Source organism: Streptomyces sp. ISL-12 (genome assembly GCF_018614415.1).
Lineage (GTDB): Bacteria > Actinomycetota > Actinomycetes > Streptomycetales > Streptomycetaceae > Streptomyces.
Window position 1 is genome coordinate 1 of sequence record NZ_JAGGOO010000156.1, and the last position, 15,797, is coordinate 15,797.

Below are 15,797 nucleotides of genomic sequence, written 5' to 3' on the forward strand. Positions count from 1 at the left end.
CCCCTGCCCCCGCCGGGTGCTGAGACGGCCCGGCGCCACCCCCGCCCCGCCCCGTAGGCTGACCTGTCATGACCACCAGCAACACCGGTAACAGTGGAGCCGACCCCGCCGTCCGCGAGGAGCTCGCCCGGCTGCGCGACAGCATCGACAACATCGACGCCGCCGTCGTCCACATGCTCGCCGAGCGCTTCAAATGCACCCAGCAGGTCGGCCACCTCAAGGCCCGCCACCAGCTGCCGCCCGCCGACCCGGCCCGCGAGGCCGAACAGATCACCCGGCTGCGGACCCTGGCCGAGAACGCCAAACTCGACCCGGCCTTCGCCGAGAAGTTCCTGAACTTCATCATCGCCGAGGTCATCCACCACCACGAGCGCATCGCCGAGGACGCCGGCACCGAGTCCGCCTGACCCGCCCGGCCCGCCCGACCCTCCCGAGGCCGTACCGGGGGGAGTGACACGGGGACGTGCACGGGGCATGCTGCGCTGTGCACCCCCCTCGCCGTACAGCCGTGCGCCCCGTGCCGCACAGCCGTGCACCCCTTGCCGCACAAGGGAGGACGTCGGGCCATGCCGTCGGATGCCGGAACACCGCCGGGCGCCGGAGCACCCTCGGACGCCGGAATACTGATCGTCGACGACCACGAGGACACGCTGTACGCCCTGGAGGCCGCCCTCGCCCCGCTCGGCTACGGCCTGCGGCGGGCCACCAGCGGCGACCAGGCGCTCAAACAGGTCCTGCGCGGCCAGGTCGCCCTGCTCCTCCTCGACGTACGGATACCCGGCGTCGACGGCCTCGACGTGGTCCGCTACATGCGCCGCGTGGAACAGACCCAGCACATCCCGGTCGTCCTCCTCACCGGCTTCGGCTTCGACCCCGAGCTGAGCGCCACCGCCTTCCGCCTGGGCGTCGCCGACCTGGTCCTCAAACCCGTGGACCCCTGGGCCCTGCGCACCAAGGTCCGCCACCTCTACGAGACCCACCGGCGCCACCTCGCCCTCCAACGGGAGGTGCGCGACCTGCGCGCCCGCCTGCGGGAGCACACCGGAAACGGCCCCACTCCTCCCGGCCGCCCCCACCCCGACGCCCCCGCCCCGCGCTCCCGGCCCCGGGGGGCGCGCGAGGGGGAGCGCGACAGCCTCCAGAAAGACCGGACATAGGCCGCGTACCGAACCGCCTCTGTGCCCTCCGACCGGCATCGGGCAGCATGTCGTCCATGTCCGTACTGACGCGCGACGAAGCGCAGACCCGTGCCCGGCTCCTCGACGTCCACCACTACACGATCGCCCTCGATCTGACCGGCGGGGAAGAGACCTTCGACTCCCTCACCACCATCCGCTTCACCGTCCGCGGCGACACGGAGCCCGCAGCCGGCACGGACACCTTCGTCGACGTCAGGCCCGCCCGGCTGCACAGCGTCACCCTCGACGGACACCCCCTCGACCCGGCGGACCTGGACGACAACCGCCTGCCCCTGCGGAACCTCACCCCCGGCGAACACGAACTGCGCGTCGACGCCGCCATGGCCTACTCCCGCACCGGCGAGGGCATGCACCGCTTCACCGACCCCGCCGACGGCGAGACGTACCTCTACACCCAGCTCTTCATGGACGACGTCCAGCGCGTCTTCGCCGCCTTCGACCAGCCCGACCTCAAGGCCCGCTTCGACCTCACCGTCCGCGCCCCCGAAGGCTGGACCGTCCTCGCCAACGGCGTCACCGAACGCACCGACGACGGCCGCTGGACCGCCGCCACCACCCCGCCCGTCTCCACCTACCTCGTCGCCGTCGCCGCCGGCCCCTGGCACTCCGTCACCACCGAACACCGCGGCCTGCCCTTCGGCATCCACTGCCGCCGCTCCCTCGCCCGGTACCTCGACGCGGACGCCGACGAGATCCTCGACATCACCCGCGCCTGCTTCGACCGCTACCACGAGAAGTTCGACGAGCCCTACCCCTTCGACTCCTACGACCAGGCGTTCGTCCCCGAGTTCAACGCCGGCGCCATGGAGAACCCCGGCCTGGTCACCTTCCGCGACGAGTTCGTCCACCGCTCCGCCGTCACCGACACCGAACGCCAGACCCGCGCCATGGTCATCGCCCACGAGATGGCCCACATGTGGTTCGGCGACCTCGTCACCCTGCGCTGGTGGGACGACATCTGGCTCAACGAGTCCTTCGCCGAGTACATGGGCTACCAGACCACCGCCGAGGCCACCCGCTTCTCCGGCCCCTGGACCGAGTTCGGCGTCACCCGCAAGTCCTGGGGCTACGACGCCGACCAGCGCCCCTCCACCCACCCCGTCGCCCCCGAGGACGTCCCCGACACCGCCTCCGCCCTCCTCAACTTCGACGGCATCTCCTACGCCAAGGGCGCCTCCGCCCTGCGCCAGCTCGTCACCTGGCTCGGCGAGAAGGACTTCCTGGCCGGCATCAACACCCACTTCGCCCGGCACAAGTTCGCCAACGCCTCCCTCGCCGACTTCATCGACTCCCTCGCCACCGCCACCGACCGCGACGTCCACGCCTGGGCCGACACCTGGCTGCGCACCACCGGCGTCGACACCCTCACCGCCGGCGTCGACGCCCGCCCCGGCGCCTGGACGCTCGCCCTGCACCGCGACGGCAGCCGCCCGCACCGCGCCACCATCGGCGTCTACGACCGCGACCTCAACGACGGCCGCACCCTCGTCCTGCGCGAGCGCTACGAGACCGACGTCCCCCAGACCGCCCCCGAGCCCCGCCCCGGCACCCGCCCCGCCCTCGTCGTCCCCAACGACCTCGACCACACCTACGCCAAGATCCGCCTCGACGCGCACTCCCTGGAGACCGCCCTGCGCGGCCTGTCCGAGATCCCCGACGCCCTCACCCGCACCGTGGTGTGGAACACCCTGCGCGACATGGTCCGCGACGGCGAACTCGCCCCCGGCGACTACCTGGCCACCGCCGCCGCCCACCTTCCCGAGGAGACCGACCTCGCCCTCGTCCAGGGCGTCCTGGCCTTCGCCCACACCCACATCGCCGACCGCTACCTCACCCCCGGGCAGCGGCCCGCCGCCCTGGCCACCCTCACCGCCCTGTGCCGCGACCTCATCCGCCGCACCGAGGACGGCGACCACCCCGGGCGCCGCCTGATCGCCGTACGCCACCGCATCGCCACCGCCGCCCACCCCGAGACCATCACCGCCTGGCTCGCCGACGGCACCGTCCCCGGCGGCCCCGAACTCGACCCCGAACTGCGCTGGCGCATCCTCACCCGGCTCGCCGTCCTCGGCGCCACCGACGAGGAGACCATCGCCGCCGAACTCGACCGCGACCCCAGCGCCACCGGCCGGGAAGGCGCCGCCCGCTGCCGCGCCGCCCTGCCCGACCCCGAGGCCAAGGCCCGCGCCTGGGACGCCATGTTCGGCTCCGACGACCTTTCCAACTACCTGTTCACCGCCACCGCCCAGGGCTTCTGGCAGCCCGAACAGGCCGACCTGGTACGGGAGTACGTGCCCCGCTACTTCCCCGACGCGGTCGCCGTCGCCGCCCGCCGCGGCCCCGCCATCGCCGCCGCCGCGGGCCGCTGGGCCTTCCCCGTCCACGCCGTCACCCCCGACACCCTCCGCCTCGGCGAGGAGTGCCTGCGCGACGCCGGACCCGTGCCGTCCCTGCGCCGCCGGCTCGTCGACGAACTGGACGACCTCGCACGGGCGCTCCGGGTCCGCGAGGCCCACGGCGCCTGACCCCACGCGGCGGCACCCGCCGCCGGCCTCCTCCGGGCCGGCGGCGCCGCACGATACCCCACCTCCGACCCGTTCTCCCCGTACGGCAGTACCTCCATCGGGTGCTGTTCACCGAACCCCCGGACGCGACCACCTCCCGCGTACACGCTGGAGGCCACCCCGCCGCGCCCCGGAGGACACCGATGAGCACCCCACCGCCCCATGCTTCGGGTTCCGACGGTTCCGACGTGCCGGGGCTGTTGCCTGCTTGGGGGCCCGGCGGTTCCTGTGGCCTGCAGCCGCTGTTCGTTTCGGGTTCTGACGGTTCCGACGTGCCGGGGCCGTCGCCCGCTTCGGATTCCGACGGCTCCCTTGCTCCGGGCTCGGACGACGGTCCCTACGCCCTGCGACCGCCCCACGCTTCAGATCCCGATGGCTCCCGTGCCTCGCGACCGCCCCTCGTTTCCGGTTCCGATGGCTCCCAAGCCTCGCGACCGCCCCTCGCCTCGGGCCCCGACGGCCCCCACGCCCTCCGCCCCCTGCTCGACACCGTCCTGGACGCCCTCCACACCGGAACCCGGGCCCGCGGCGGGCCGCTCCCCGCCGGCGGACCCGACGCCGTCGCCGCCCGCACCCGTGCCGCCCTCGGCGACGTCCTGCCCGAACACGGCGACCCCGGCGCCCTGCACACCCTCGTCACCGCCCTCGCCGCCGGATCCGCCGACCCCGCCGACCCCCTGTGCGCCGCCCACCTGCACGGCCCGCCGCTCGCCGTCAGCGCCGCCGCCGAACTCGCCGTCAGCGTCCTCAACCCCTCCCTCGACTCCTGGGACCAGGCCCCCGCCGCCTCCGCCCTCGAAGCCCTCGTCACCCACGCGCTGGCCAGGGAGGCCGGTCACGCCGACGCCCTCGTCACCACCGGCGCCACCGAGTCCAACCACCTCGCCCTGCTCCTCGCCCGCGAAACCCAGGGACCGGCGACCCGCCTCGTCCACGGCGCCAACGCCCACCACTCACTGCCCCGCGCCGCCTGGCTCCTCGGCCTGCCCGACCCCGTCCCCGTACCCACCCCCGCGGGCACCCTCGACCCCGCCGTCCTCGACAACATCCTCGCCCGGCTCCCCGGCCCCGGCAGCCCCGTCGTCGTGGCCGCCACCGCCGGCACCACCGACGCCGGCCTCATCGACCCCCTCCCCGACATCGCCGACGTCTGCGCCCGCCACGGCGCCCGCCTCCACATCGACGCCGCCTACGGAGGCGGCCTCCTCTTCAGCGACCGCCACCGAACCCAGCTCGCCGGCCTCGACCGCGCCCACACCATCGCCCTCGACCTGCACAAACTCGGCTGGCAACCGATCGCCGCCGGCCTCCTCACCGTCCGCTACCCCACCGACCTCACCGCCCTGCGCCAACGCGCCGACTACCTCAACGCCGACGACGACACCGACGCCGGCCTCCCCGACCTCCTCGGCCGCTCCCTGCGCACCACCCGGCGCCCCGACATCCTCAAGATCGCCGTCACCCTCAAGACCCTCGGCCGCACCGGCCTCGGCACCCTCGTCGACCACGTCCACGCCCGCGCCCAGGACCTCGCCCGCCTCGTCGGCGCCCGCCCCGCCCTGGACCTCTACGCCCCACCGCCCCTCAGCACCGTCCTGTTCCGCCCCGCCGGCGCCCCCGACCCCGCCGTCGCCGCCGTCCGCCGCACCCTCCTCGCCGAAGGCCGCGCCGTCCTCGGCCGAGCCCGCCCCGACGGACGGCTGTGGCTCAAGGCCACCCTCCTCAACCCCCACGCCGGCCCCGACGACCTCACCGCCCTGCTCGACCTCGTGGAAGGACACACCCCCCGATGAACCCCACCACCGAGCCCCACGACCTCGTCGGCGTCGGCATCGGCCCCTTCAACCTCTCCCTCGCCGCCCTCGCCCACCCCCTGACCGGCCTCGACACCGTCTTCTACGACCAGCGCCCCGCCTTCCACTGGCACCCCGGCCTCCTCATCGACGAGGCCCGCCTCCAGGTCCCCTTCCTCGCCGACCTCGTCACCCTCGCCGACCCCACCAGCCACTTCAGCTTCCTCAACTACCTCCGCACCCGCGAACGCCTCTACCCCTTCTACTTCTCCGAGCACTTCCACATCCACCGCACCGCCTACGACGCCTACTGCCGCTGGGTCTGCGAGAACCTCCCCTCCCTCCGCTTCGGCCACCAGGTCGACGCCGTCCGCTTCAACCCCGAACACGGTTGCTTCGAAGTCGACTACGCCCACCTCGACGCCGACGGAGAGGCCCACGCCCTCGGCCGCACCCACACCAAGAACCTCGTCGTCGGCATCGGCACCGAACCCCACGTCCCCGAACCGCTCAAACCCCTCGCCGACGCCCCCGGCGTCCCCGTCCTGCACGCCGCCGACTACCTCGACCACCGCACCGCCCTGCTCACCGCCGGCCACGTCACCGTCGTCGGCACCGGCCAGTCCGGCGCCGAGATCTTCCTCGACCTGCTCCGCAACCGCCCCACCGGCCGCGAACGCCTGCACTGGGTCGGCCGCACCGAGGCCATCACCCCGATGGAGTACTCCAAACTCGGCCTCGAACACTTCACCCCCGACTACACCCACTACTTCCACGCCCTGCCCGAGAACGTCCGCGACCGCCTCGTCCCCGCCCAGTGGCACCTCCACAAAGGCGTCGACGCCGGCACCCTCGCCGCCCTCCACGACGAGCTCTACCGCCGCTCCCTCACCGACGGCTGGCCCGACGCCGTCCTCACCCCCGGCGTCCGCGTCCGCACCGCCGGCCGCGTCGCCACCACCCAGATCGAACTCCACCTCGAACACGTCGAACAGAAAACCCGCTCCCGCCTCACCACCGACGCCGTCGTCCTCGCCACCGGCTACCGCGAACGCCCCCTCGACCAACTCCTCGCCGGCCTCGACCCCTACCTGCGCCGCGACAACGCCAACCGCCCCCGCGTCGACGAACGCTTCCGGCTCCTCCTCGACCCCACCGTCACCACCGCCGGCTGCCACGTCTACGTACAGAACGCCGAGACCCACACCCACGGCGTCGGCGCCCCCGACCTCGGACTCGCCGCCTGGCGCAGCGCCACCATCCTCAACACCCTCACCGGCACCGACCCATACCCCCTCCCGCGCCGCACCGCCTTCACCACCTTCGGCCTGGAACGACAACGGCCCCAGATCCCCTCCGCACGCGAGGCGAAAGTACTCACCCCGCTCACCGACGGCATCTGAGGCCACCCACCGGAAACAGATCAGAACACCGGCGTACCGTCCCGCGTCAGCCGCCAGTCCACCGACGCGAAGCCGGCCGGGTCCAGCACACCCTTCGCCGTCACCCACTCGGCGATCCGCGTACGGATCTCCGTCGACTCCGACCACACCTCCTGCGCCGACGCCACATGCGGGAACGCCCCACCGCCATTGGCCCGGTAGTTGTTCACCGCCAGCACGAACCGCTGCGCGTCGTCCAGCGCCGCACCCCCGTACGTCAAGTTCTTGATCCGCGAACCCGCCGGCCGCGCGATGTCGATCTCGTACGCCAGCCCCGACACGTAGTCGTAGTTGTAGTCCGGACGGCCGCCCGCGTTCGTCAGCTTCTCCACGTCCACCGCCGCACCCGCCGCGGTCTGGACGTAGTACTCCGCCGAGTACTCCAGGTACGCCCGTACCTGAGCGCCCGTCATCACCTTCGCCACCAGCGTGTTGTCGTACACGTACAGACTCGACAGATCCCGGATCGTCACCTCGCCCGCCGGGATCTCCGACGTCCGCGAGAACGGCGACGCCTGCGCCAGCACCGGCAACGACGCGTACTCCGTCCCCGCCAGCGCCGCCTTGACCACGTCCTCCTGCACCTTGGTGATCAGATCGATGATCGGCGCGTCCTTGTACCGCGCCTCCACCGTCGTCAACGTCTGCGTCGCCGTCCCCACCACCTGGTTGACGTACGCCACCACCAGCGCGTGCTCGTCCTTCAGCAACCGCGTGATCTTCGGATCGTCCGCCACCGTGCGGGAATCCCGCAGCGACGCCTTGACCGACTCCACCCGCCAACGGCCCTTCTCGTGCACCAGCTCGAAGTCGAACAGCGTCAGCCGCTCCGCGTAGCACAGCGGCTCCGACAGCACGACCTCGTCGCCGGTCTTCTCGTTGACGACCCGCTGCTCAGCGATCTCCGTGTGCGCGTGCCCGACCAGGATCGCGTCGATCCCCGGCACCTGCCGGGCCACATTCGCCGCCGCGTTCTCCACGTACGGCAACTGGTCACCGTACGACGACGTCCCCGAAGCCCCCGAGTGCGCCGAGACCACCACCACGTCCGCACCCATCGACCGCAGCTTGGGCACCCACTTCGCCGCCTGCTCCTCCAGGCCCGGGAACGCCAGCTTCCCCTGCACGTACGCCTTGTCCCAGATCGCGATCCCCGGGTTGGTCAGCCCCAGCACCGCCACCTTCACCGGCGGCGCGCCCTTCACCCGGAACGTCTTCATGAAATACGGGGGAAAAGCAGGCTTCAGCGTCTTCGCGTCCACCGCGTTCGCACCCAGCAGCGGAAAATCACACTGCTCCTCGAACTTGCGCAGCGTCTCGATACCGTAGTTGAACTCGTGATTGCCCAGCGCCACCGCGTCATAACCGATCGCGTTCATCGCCTGAGCCATCGGATGCACCGGACCGCCCTCGGCGGTGATCGGATCCACCTTCGCGTAGTAATACGTCAGCGGAGTCCCCTGAATCGTGTCACCCGCGTCCAACAGCAGCGTATTGCCGCGGCCCTTCTCCTCGCGCACCTGGTCGATCAGCGTCGAGACCCGCGCCAGCCCCTGCGCGTTGCCCGCCGAGTCCGTGTACTCCGCGTCCTTGAAGTAGTCCCAGTTGAAGACGTGCCCGTGCAGGTCGGTCGTCCCCATCACCGTCAGCGAGTACCGCTTGCCCTGCGGCTTGTGCCCGTGGCCGGCGGGCGCCGCCTCGGCCGCCGGAGCCGCTGCCGCACCGGCCAGCGCCACCCCCGCTCCTGTCACGGCGGACCTCTTCAGAAACTTCCGGCGGTTCAACGGCATGCTGATCTCCTGGATGACGGGTCCCACGACCCACGTGGACAACGCGCGTAGATTGTGGCTGCTCAACGCGACCGGCAACACCCCTCGCAGGTTTCGATCCGGTGACTCACCGGGGGCCGCCCGGTCCGAAGCGGCGACAGAGCGGGACGTACGGCCCCGACCGGCGTCCCCGTGGGCGCCCGCGACCGCAACGCCGCCGACCCTGTGAGCGACCGTCGAAAAGACACCCGAAAAGGCTGAGGAAAACCCCGCCGAATGCTCATCAGAGCACCCCGCCGCACAATTCACCACTTGTCAAAAGGGCTTCACTCAAAGGTCGTTGAGCAGTCATGCACCGCCAATTCTCTACCCGCCGGTAAGTCATAGGCTCGCCCCATGCGCCGAGCGAAAATCGTCTGCACCCTGGGACCCGCCACCGACTCCTACGACCAGATCGAAGCACTGGTCGAGGCCGGCATGGACATCGCCCGCTTCAACCTCAGCCACGGCGGACACGCCGAACACGAGGAGCGGTACCGACGGGTCCGCAAGGCATCCGACACGACCGGCCGCAGCGTCGGACTCCTCGCCGACCTCCAGGGCCCGAAGATCCGCCTCGGCACCTTCACCGAAGGCCCCGTACTGCTCGAACGCGACGACACCTTCACCATCACCGTCGAGGACGGCGCCGAAGGCGACCGCACCGGCTGCGGCACCACCTACGCCGGACTCGCCGACGACGTCACCCCCGGCGAACGCGTCCTCGTCGACGACGGCAAGGTCTGCCTCGAAGTCACCGCCGTCGACGGCCCCCGCGTCCGCACCCGCGTCGTCGAGGGCGGCATGGTCTCCGACCACAAGGGCCTCAACCTCCCCGGCGTCGCCGTCTCCGTCCCCGCCCTCTCCAAGAAGGACGAGGACGACCTGCGCTGGGCGCTGCGCACCGGCTTCGACGTCATCGCCCTCTCCTTCGTCCGCAGCGGACGCGACATCCACGACGTCCACCGCATCATGGACGAGGAGGGCCGCCGCCTCCCCGTCATCGCCAAGGTCGAGAAGCCCCAGGCCGTCGAGGACCTCGACGGCATCGTCGCCGCCTTCGACGGCATCATGGTCGCCCGCGGCGACCTCGGCGTCGAAATGCCGCTGGAACAGGTCCCGATCGTCCAGAAACGCGCCGTCAAACTCGCCAAGCGCAACGCCAAACCGGTCATCGTCGCCACGCAGATGCTCGACTCGATGATCGACAACGCCCGGCCCACCCGCGCCGAGGCCTCCGACGTCGCCAACGCGGTCCTCGACGGCACGGACGCGGTGATGCTCTCCGGCGAGACCAGCGTCGGCAAGCACGCGATCGACACGGTCCGCACGATGGCCCGCATCGTCGAGGCGGCGGAGGAAGGCCTCCTCGCCGGGGGTCTCCCCCCGCTCACCGGCCACACCAAGCCCCGCACCCAGGGCGGCGCGGTCGCCCGCGCGGCAGCCGAGATCGGCGACTTCCTCGGCGCCCGCTTCCTGGTCGCCTTCACCCAGTCCGGCGACACGGCCCGCCGCCTCTCCCGCTACCGCTCACCCATCCCCCTCCTCGCCTTCACCCCCGAACCGTCCACCCGCTCCCAGCTCAACCTGACCTGGGGCGTGGAGACCTTCCTCGGCCCCCACGTCGACTCCACGGACGCGATGGTCGCCCAGGTGGACGAACTGCTCCTCCAGTACGGGCGGTGCCAGAAGGGCGACGTGGTGATCATCACGGCGGGCTCGCCACCGGGGGTGTCGGGTACGACGAACATGGTGCGGGTGCACCGCATCGGCGAGGACTAGTCAGTACTGAGGACCAGTCAGTACTTCGGACCCACGTGAGCGTCCATCAGAGCCACGGAGGCTCTGCGGGCCACGGAGATGTTGTACGGGTTCCCGTGACGGGTGCAGTGGGTCCACTCGACGCCGAGTCCGTCGAGGGTGTCGGTGCAGAGGCGGCGGATGTCGTCCGACACGTTGGTGAAGAAGTACCGCGGATACTCGTACCGCTTCCGCTCTCCGCCGACGAGCCGGGTCGTCCAGTTGGTGATCCGGCAGCCGTCGGAATGGATGAGCCCGCGGACGAACTCCCAAGGGTGCGCGTCGACGACCGCCTGCTGCCAGGCTTCGAGGGTGATCCGCCGCTCGTGCTTCTTGCCGGGACCGTGCTGCGGGAACAAGCACACCCAGTGCGCCGTGTAAGACTTCACCTCAACACAGCCCGCCCGGTGCCGGCCCTTCACGCTGGCAAGTGGCATCACCCGGCGCATGGCCTCCTCGGCGGCGGCGACGAGGCCAGTCTGGGCCGCGTTGCAGGAGATCGACAAGTGGTGCTGCCTGGGCTTCGAGATGATGTGGCCGTCCCCGAGATACAGACCGAGCAGATAGGCATAGGCGACCTCGTCGAGCGGTCGGTCGGTACACGCGGGGCAGTCGGACGCCCGCTGGTACACCTCGCCGCGTGTTCTGCGGTCTTCGCTGCGCCACCAGCCGACAGTGCCTCTCGGGACGCCGAGCTGCTCCGCGACCACGCGGTTCGGCAGTCCTTGTCGCATGAGGGCGACAGCGTGCGCGCGGATCGAAGACGTGTGCTGGTCCATGCGGCCACTCTGAGTCGCTGATCGCCACCATGTGCAGCAAAAAGCGGAAGACCACGCGAACGTGATCTTCCGCTTTGTGAGTGCCCGGTGTGGGATTCGAACCCACATGCCCGAAGGCACGGTGGTTTGAGCACCGCGAGTCTGACCAGATTCCTCCAACCGGGCAGGTCGTGACCTGGAGGGAAGTGTACCGGCTCAACGTCGCCCGCCGCAGCTAGGTAGGCTCTTGGACAGCAGCATCACCTGCCCCGGAACAAGGAGCGCCCACGTGACCGCCCCCGAGTCGCCCCAGCCCGCCGACGTGACCGATGACGACAAGTCGCACGTGCCTCCGCTGACGACCCGTGTCGTCATCGCCGAGGACGAGGCGCTCATCCGGCTGGATCTCAAAGAGATGCTGGAGGAGGAGGGGTACTCCGTCGTCGGCGAGGCCGGTGATGGTGAGCAGGCCGTCGAGCTGGCCCGTGAGCACCGCCCCGACCTGGTGATCCTGGACGTGAAGATGCCCAAGCTGGACGGCATCTCCGCGGCCGAGAAGATCGCCGGCGAGAGCATCGCCCCGGTGCTGATGCTGACCGCGTTCTCGCAGCGCGACCTGGTGGAGCGGGCGCGGGACGCGGGTGCGATGGCGTACCTGGTGAAGCCGTTCTCCAAGAGCGACGTCGTTCCGGCGATCGAGATGGCCGTCTCGCGGTTCACGGAGCTGAAGGAGCTGGAGAAGGAGGTCGCGGACCTCTCCCAGCGGCTGGAGACGCGCAAGCTGGTGGACCGCGCGAAGTCGGTGCTGCAGACGGAGTACGGGCTGACCGAGCCGGCCGCGTTCCGGTGGATCCAGAAGACGTCGATGGACCGGCGGATGTCGATGCAGCAGGTGGCCCAGGCGGTCATCGAGGACGCCGCGGAGAAGAAGGCGCCCAAGGACAAGGGCTGAGCATTCGAGCGCGTACGGCTGAGGCCCGCGTCCCGGACGGGGACGCGGGCCTCTGTCATGCCGCGGGGTCAGTCCTCGCCGAGGTACGCCTTGCGGACCGACTCGTCGTGCAGGAGGTCCTGCCCGGTGCCGGACAGGACGATGCTGCCGACCTCCATGACGTGTCCCTGGTCCGCGAGGGAGAGCGCGGCCTGGGCGTTCTGCTCGACGAGCAGGATGGTCGTGCCCTGGGCCTTCAGCTCGGCGATGGTCGCCATGATCTTCTGCATCATGATCGGGGAGAGGCCCATGGAGGGCTCGTCGAGCATGAGGAGTTTCGGCTGGGACATCAGGGCCCGGCCCATGGCGAGCATCTGCTGTTCGCCGCCGGAGAGGGTGCCCGCGGCCTGCTTGCGGCGTTCGCCCAGGATGGGGAAGAGGTCGTAGGCGCGCTGGATGTCCTTCTCGATGCCCGTCCTGTCGCTCCGCAGGAACGCGCCGAGGCGCAGGTTGTCCTCGATGGTCATGCGGGGGAAGATGTGCCGGCCCTCGGGGGAGTGGGCGAGTCCGAGGGAGACGATCTGGTGGGCGGGGACCTTCTTCAGCGACCGGCCGTCGAATTTTATCTGTCCGCCGACCGGCTTGAGGAGGCCGGAGAGCGTCCGCAGCGTCGTGGTCTTGCCGGCGCCGTTGGTGCCGATGAGGGTGACGACCTCGCCGGCGTCGACGGTGAAGGAGATGCCCTTGACGGCTTCGATCTTGCCGTAGGCGACGCGGAGGTCCTCGACCTCCAGGAGTGCGGTCATCGGTCGGTCTCCTTGGGGGCGTGGGCCTCGGCGGCCTCCACCTCGGCCGCTTCGGCCGCGCCGGGGTCGTTCTCCAGGGGTTCGCCGAGGTAGGCGGCGATGACGCGTTCGTCGCCCTGGACGGTGGCGCTGTCGCCCTCGACGAGTTTCTCGCCCTGGACGAGGACGGCGACGCGGTCGCAGAGGTTGAAGATGAACCGCATGTCGTGCTCGATGACGAGGACGGCGATGCCCTGGTCGCGGATGGCGAAGACGAGTTCCTCGGTGGCGCGGGTCTCCTGGGGGTTCATGCCGGCGGTCGGCTCGTCCAGGAGCAGCAGGCCCGGTTCGCTGGCCAGCGCGCGGGCGATCTCCAGCTTGCGCTGTTCGCCGTAGGGGAGGTTGCGGGCGAGGTGGCCGGCCTTGGCGGCGAGGCCGACGAACTCCAGGAGTTCGGTGGCGCGGGCCCGGGAGGCGGCCTCCGCCTTGTGGAAGCCGGGGCCGCGCAGGACGGCGGACCAGAAGCCTTCCTTGGTGCGGGTGTGGCGGCCGACGAGGACGTTCTCCAGGACGGTCATGTTGGCGAAGAGGCGGATGTTCTGGAAGGTGCGGGCGATGCCGGCGGCGGTGACCTTGAAGGATTTCGGCGGCAGGACCTGGTCCTTGTAGCGGACTTCGCCCTCGGTGGGGATGTAGAGGCCGGTGAGGCAGTTGAAGAAGGTGGTCTTGCCGGCGCCGTTGGGGCCGATGAGGCCGACGATCTCGCCGCTGCGGACGGTGAGGTCGACGCCGCGTACGGCGGTGAGTCCGCCGAAGCGCATGGTGACGCCGCGGGCGTCGAGGACGGTCCGGCCGGGGGCGGTGGTGTCCTCGGGCATGGTGTCGGTGGTGGTCATGGTGGTCAGGCCCCTGTCTTGCCGAGGGCCGCGGGCGCTACGGCCTCTTCGTGGAATTCGAGCTGCCGGCGGCGGTTGGGGATGAGTCCCTCGGGGCGGAAGCGCATCAGCAGGACGAGCGCGAGTCCGAAGGCGAAGAGCTGGTAGTCGCCGAGGAACTGGAGCTTGTTGGGGATGAGGAAGAGCAGTGCGGCGCCGAGCAGGGGGCCGCCGATGGTCCCCATGCCGCCGAGGACGACGGCGGCGAGCAGGAAGGCGGAGTTGGGCGGTGTGGTGCCGGCGAAGAGGTACTGCTCGGGGGTGACGGTGTAGGTGACGTGGGCCTGGACGGTGCCGGCGAGTCCGGCGAGGGAGGCGCCGACGGCGAAGGCGATGAGTTTGACGCGGAAGCCGTTGATGCCCATGGCGAGGGCGGCGGTCTCGTCCTCGCGGATGGCGACCCAGGCGCGGCCGATGCGGGAGTCGCCGCTGCGCCGGAAGACGAGGACGACGACGGCCGTGATGAGCAGCATCAGGAAGAAGTAGTTGGCGAAGCGTCCGATGGTGAAGCCGGCGATGTCGTGCTGGGCGCCGAGGTCCCAGCCGAGGATCTTGAGGTCGGGGATGCCGGCGATGCCGTTGGCGCCGTTGGTGACGTCGGGTCCTGAGGTGCCGTCGAGGTTGTTGGCGGTGATGCGGAAGATCTCGCCGAAGCCGAGGGTGACGATGGCGAGGTAGTCGCCGCGCAGTCGCAGGGTGGGGGCGCCGATGAGGACGCCGAAGACCAGGGAGGCGGCGGCGCCGACGAGGACGGCGGCCCAGAAGGGGAAGTGGACGTCGATGGGGCTGGTGGGGGAGCCGGAGACGAGGGAGGCGGCGTAGGCGCCGACGCCGAGGAAGGCGACGTAGCCGAGGTCGAGGAGTCCGGCGAGGCCGACGACGATGTTCAGGCCGAGGGCGACGGTGGCGAAGATGAGGATGTAGACGCCGATGGTGGCGTACTGGTCGTCGGTCTGGGTGAAGGGGAAGAGGGCGGCGGCGATGAAGGCGCCGAAGACGGTGATGTTCTGGTGCCGGGCGGTGATCTGGGAGATCTGGGCGATCAGGCCGGTGCGGTGCAGGGCGCTGAAGCCGAAGCCGGCGGTGATGAGGAAGCCGACGAAGAGTTCGTCGTACTCGGTGCCGATGCCGTAGGTGAAGACGGTGAGGGCGACGGCGAGGACGGCGACGATGATGAGGATCTCGGCGGAGGAGGGCAGGGCGGGCGCGGGGCGGTGGGCGCCGCCGGCGAAGGCGGCCTTGACGGTCCCCCAGCTCTGCGAGGCGCGGTGCCGGAACTGTTCCCAGCCGGTGTCGTCGGGGTCGAAGGGGTCGGGCGCGGGGCGTTCGAAGGGGAGGGCGAGGGCACCGAGGAAGGCGACGAGGGTGACGGCGGCGGCGATGTAGCCGCCGGGTTCGAGGTTGACGACGCCGCCGAGCTGGGCGCTGATGGCGATGACGGTGTACCAGGTGGTGGCGAACGCGGCGAGGGCGGCGAACTTGACGGCCGCGTCGGCGCCGGCGGGGGTGAGCCATCGCAGGCCCTTGACGCCGTAGGAGGCGGTGCCGAGGAGGGCGGTGAGGGCGCCGGCGATGAGGGTGAGGACCTGGAGGCCGCCGGGGTAGCCGTAGACGGTGAGGTCGCCGGGGAAGGCGTCGGTCCAGGTCCAGGCCAGGAAAGTGGAGGCGACGGTGAGGAGGCCGCCGCCGGTGGCGAGGGCGCGTCCGAGGTGCGGGGGGATGCCGATGAGGCCGGTGGGGGTGCCCGGGGCGGGGGTGTCCGGGGTCTTCGGGGTGGTGGTC

At 70.9% G+C, this 15,797-nt stretch carries 12 protein-coding genes and 1 tRNA gene; 7 read left to right on the top strand and 6 right to left on the bottom strand.

Going from position 1 to position 15,797, the window contains the following annotated elements; genetic code table 11:
• Positions 1-68 precede the first annotated feature (68 nt).
• The 5 genes from J7I94_RS34305 (at position 69) to J7I94_RS34325 (ending at position 6,959) form a co-directional block, all read left to right on the top strand.
• Complete coding sequence (locus tag J7I94_RS34305; RefSeq protein ID WP_215173669.1) at positions 69-407, top strand: chorismate mutase; 339 nt, start codon at positions 69-71, stop codon at positions 405-407.
• A gap of 159 nt (positions 408-566) precedes the next feature.
• Positions 567-1,157, top strand: coding sequence for a two-component system response regulator (locus tag J7I94_RS34310; protein WP_215173671.1), 591 nt, complete (start codon positions 567-569; stop codon positions 1,155-1,157).
• Between the two features lie 47 nt (positions 1,158-1,204).
• Positions 1,205-3,724 (top strand): aminopeptidase N, encoded by a 2,520-nt coding sequence (pepN, locus tag J7I94_RS34315; RefSeq protein WP_215173673.1) that lies wholly within the window; start codon positions 1,205-1,207, stop codon positions 3,722-3,724.
• Positions 3,725-4,242: 518 nt separating this feature from the next.
• Positions 4,243-5,556, top strand: coding sequence for a pyridoxal-dependent decarboxylase (locus J7I94_RS34320; RefSeq protein ID WP_251076167.1), 1,314 nt, complete (start codon positions 4,243-4,245; stop codon positions 5,554-5,556).
• Complete coding sequence (locus tag J7I94_RS34325) at positions 5,553-6,959, top strand: lysine N(6)-hydroxylase/L-ornithine N(5)-oxygenase family protein (RefSeq protein WP_215173677.1); 1,407 nt, start codon at positions 5,553-5,555, stop codon at positions 6,957-6,959. The genes J7I94_RS34320 and J7I94_RS34325 overlap by 4 nt, the downstream gene beginning before the upstream one ends.
• A 20-nt stretch (positions 6,960-6,979) precedes the next feature.
• On the opposite strand, the gene J7I94_RS34330 is transcribed toward J7I94_RS34325, so the two are convergent.
• Positions 6,980-8,788 carry a bifunctional UDP-sugar hydrolase/5'-nucleotidase gene (locus tag J7I94_RS34330; RefSeq protein WP_215173679.1) on the bottom strand — a complete coding sequence of 603 codons (1,809 nt, stop codon included), beginning with the start codon at positions 8,786-8,788 and terminating at the stop codon, positions 6,980-6,982.
• A 375-nt stretch (positions 8,789-9,163) separates the two neighbouring features.
• On the opposite strand from J7I94_RS34330, the gene pyk reads away from it, so the two are divergent.
• Complete coding sequence (gene pyk, locus J7I94_RS34335) at positions 9,164-10,588, top strand: pyruvate kinase (protein ID WP_215173681.1); 1,425 nt, start codon at positions 9,164-9,166, stop codon at positions 10,586-10,588.
• 17 nt (positions 10,589-10,605) lie between these two features.
• Here pyk and J7I94_RS34340 read toward each other — a convergent pair whose 3' ends face one another.
• Together J7I94_RS34340 and J7I94_RS34345 are read right to left on the bottom strand one after the other, a co-directional pair.
• Positions 10,606-11,385 carry a helix-turn-helix domain-containing protein gene (locus J7I94_RS34340; protein ID WP_215173682.1) on the bottom strand — a complete coding sequence of 260 codons (780 nt, stop codon included), beginning with the start codon at positions 11,383-11,385 and terminating at the stop codon, positions 10,606-10,608.
• An 81-nt stretch (positions 11,386-11,466) separates the two neighbouring features.
• Positions 11,467-11,550: transfer RNA gene (locus J7I94_RS34345), tRNA-Leu, on the bottom strand.
• A gap of 103 nt (positions 11,551-11,653) precedes the next feature.
• On the opposite strand from J7I94_RS34345, the gene J7I94_RS34350 reads away from it, so the two are divergent.
• Complete coding sequence (locus J7I94_RS34350; protein ID WP_215173684.1) at positions 11,654-12,316, top strand: ANTAR domain-containing response regulator; 663 nt, start codon at positions 11,654-11,656, stop codon at positions 12,314-12,316.
• 68 nt (positions 12,317-12,384) lie between these two features.
• Here the strand turns inward: J7I94_RS34350 and J7I94_RS34355 are convergent, their stop codons facing one another.
• The 3 genes from J7I94_RS34355 to J7I94_RS34365 form a co-directional block, all read right to left on the bottom strand.
• Positions 12,385-13,101 carry an ABC transporter ATP-binding protein gene (locus J7I94_RS34355; RefSeq protein ID WP_215173686.1) on the bottom strand — a complete coding sequence of 239 codons (717 nt, stop codon included), beginning with the start codon at positions 13,099-13,101 and terminating at the stop codon, positions 12,385-12,387.
• Positions 13,098-13,985, bottom strand: a complete 888-nt coding sequence (locus J7I94_RS34360; protein WP_374198479.1) for an ABC transporter ATP-binding protein — start codon at positions 13,983-13,985, stop codon at positions 13,098-13,100. Before J7I94_RS34360 ends, J7I94_RS34355 begins: the two co-directional genes overlap by 4 nt.
• Positions 13,982-15,797 (bottom strand): branched-chain amino acid ABC transporter permease (locus J7I94_RS34365; protein WP_251076166.1); only part of this gene is annotated, 1,816 nt, incomplete at its 5' end. The genes J7I94_RS34365 and J7I94_RS34360, both read right to left, overlap by 4 nt.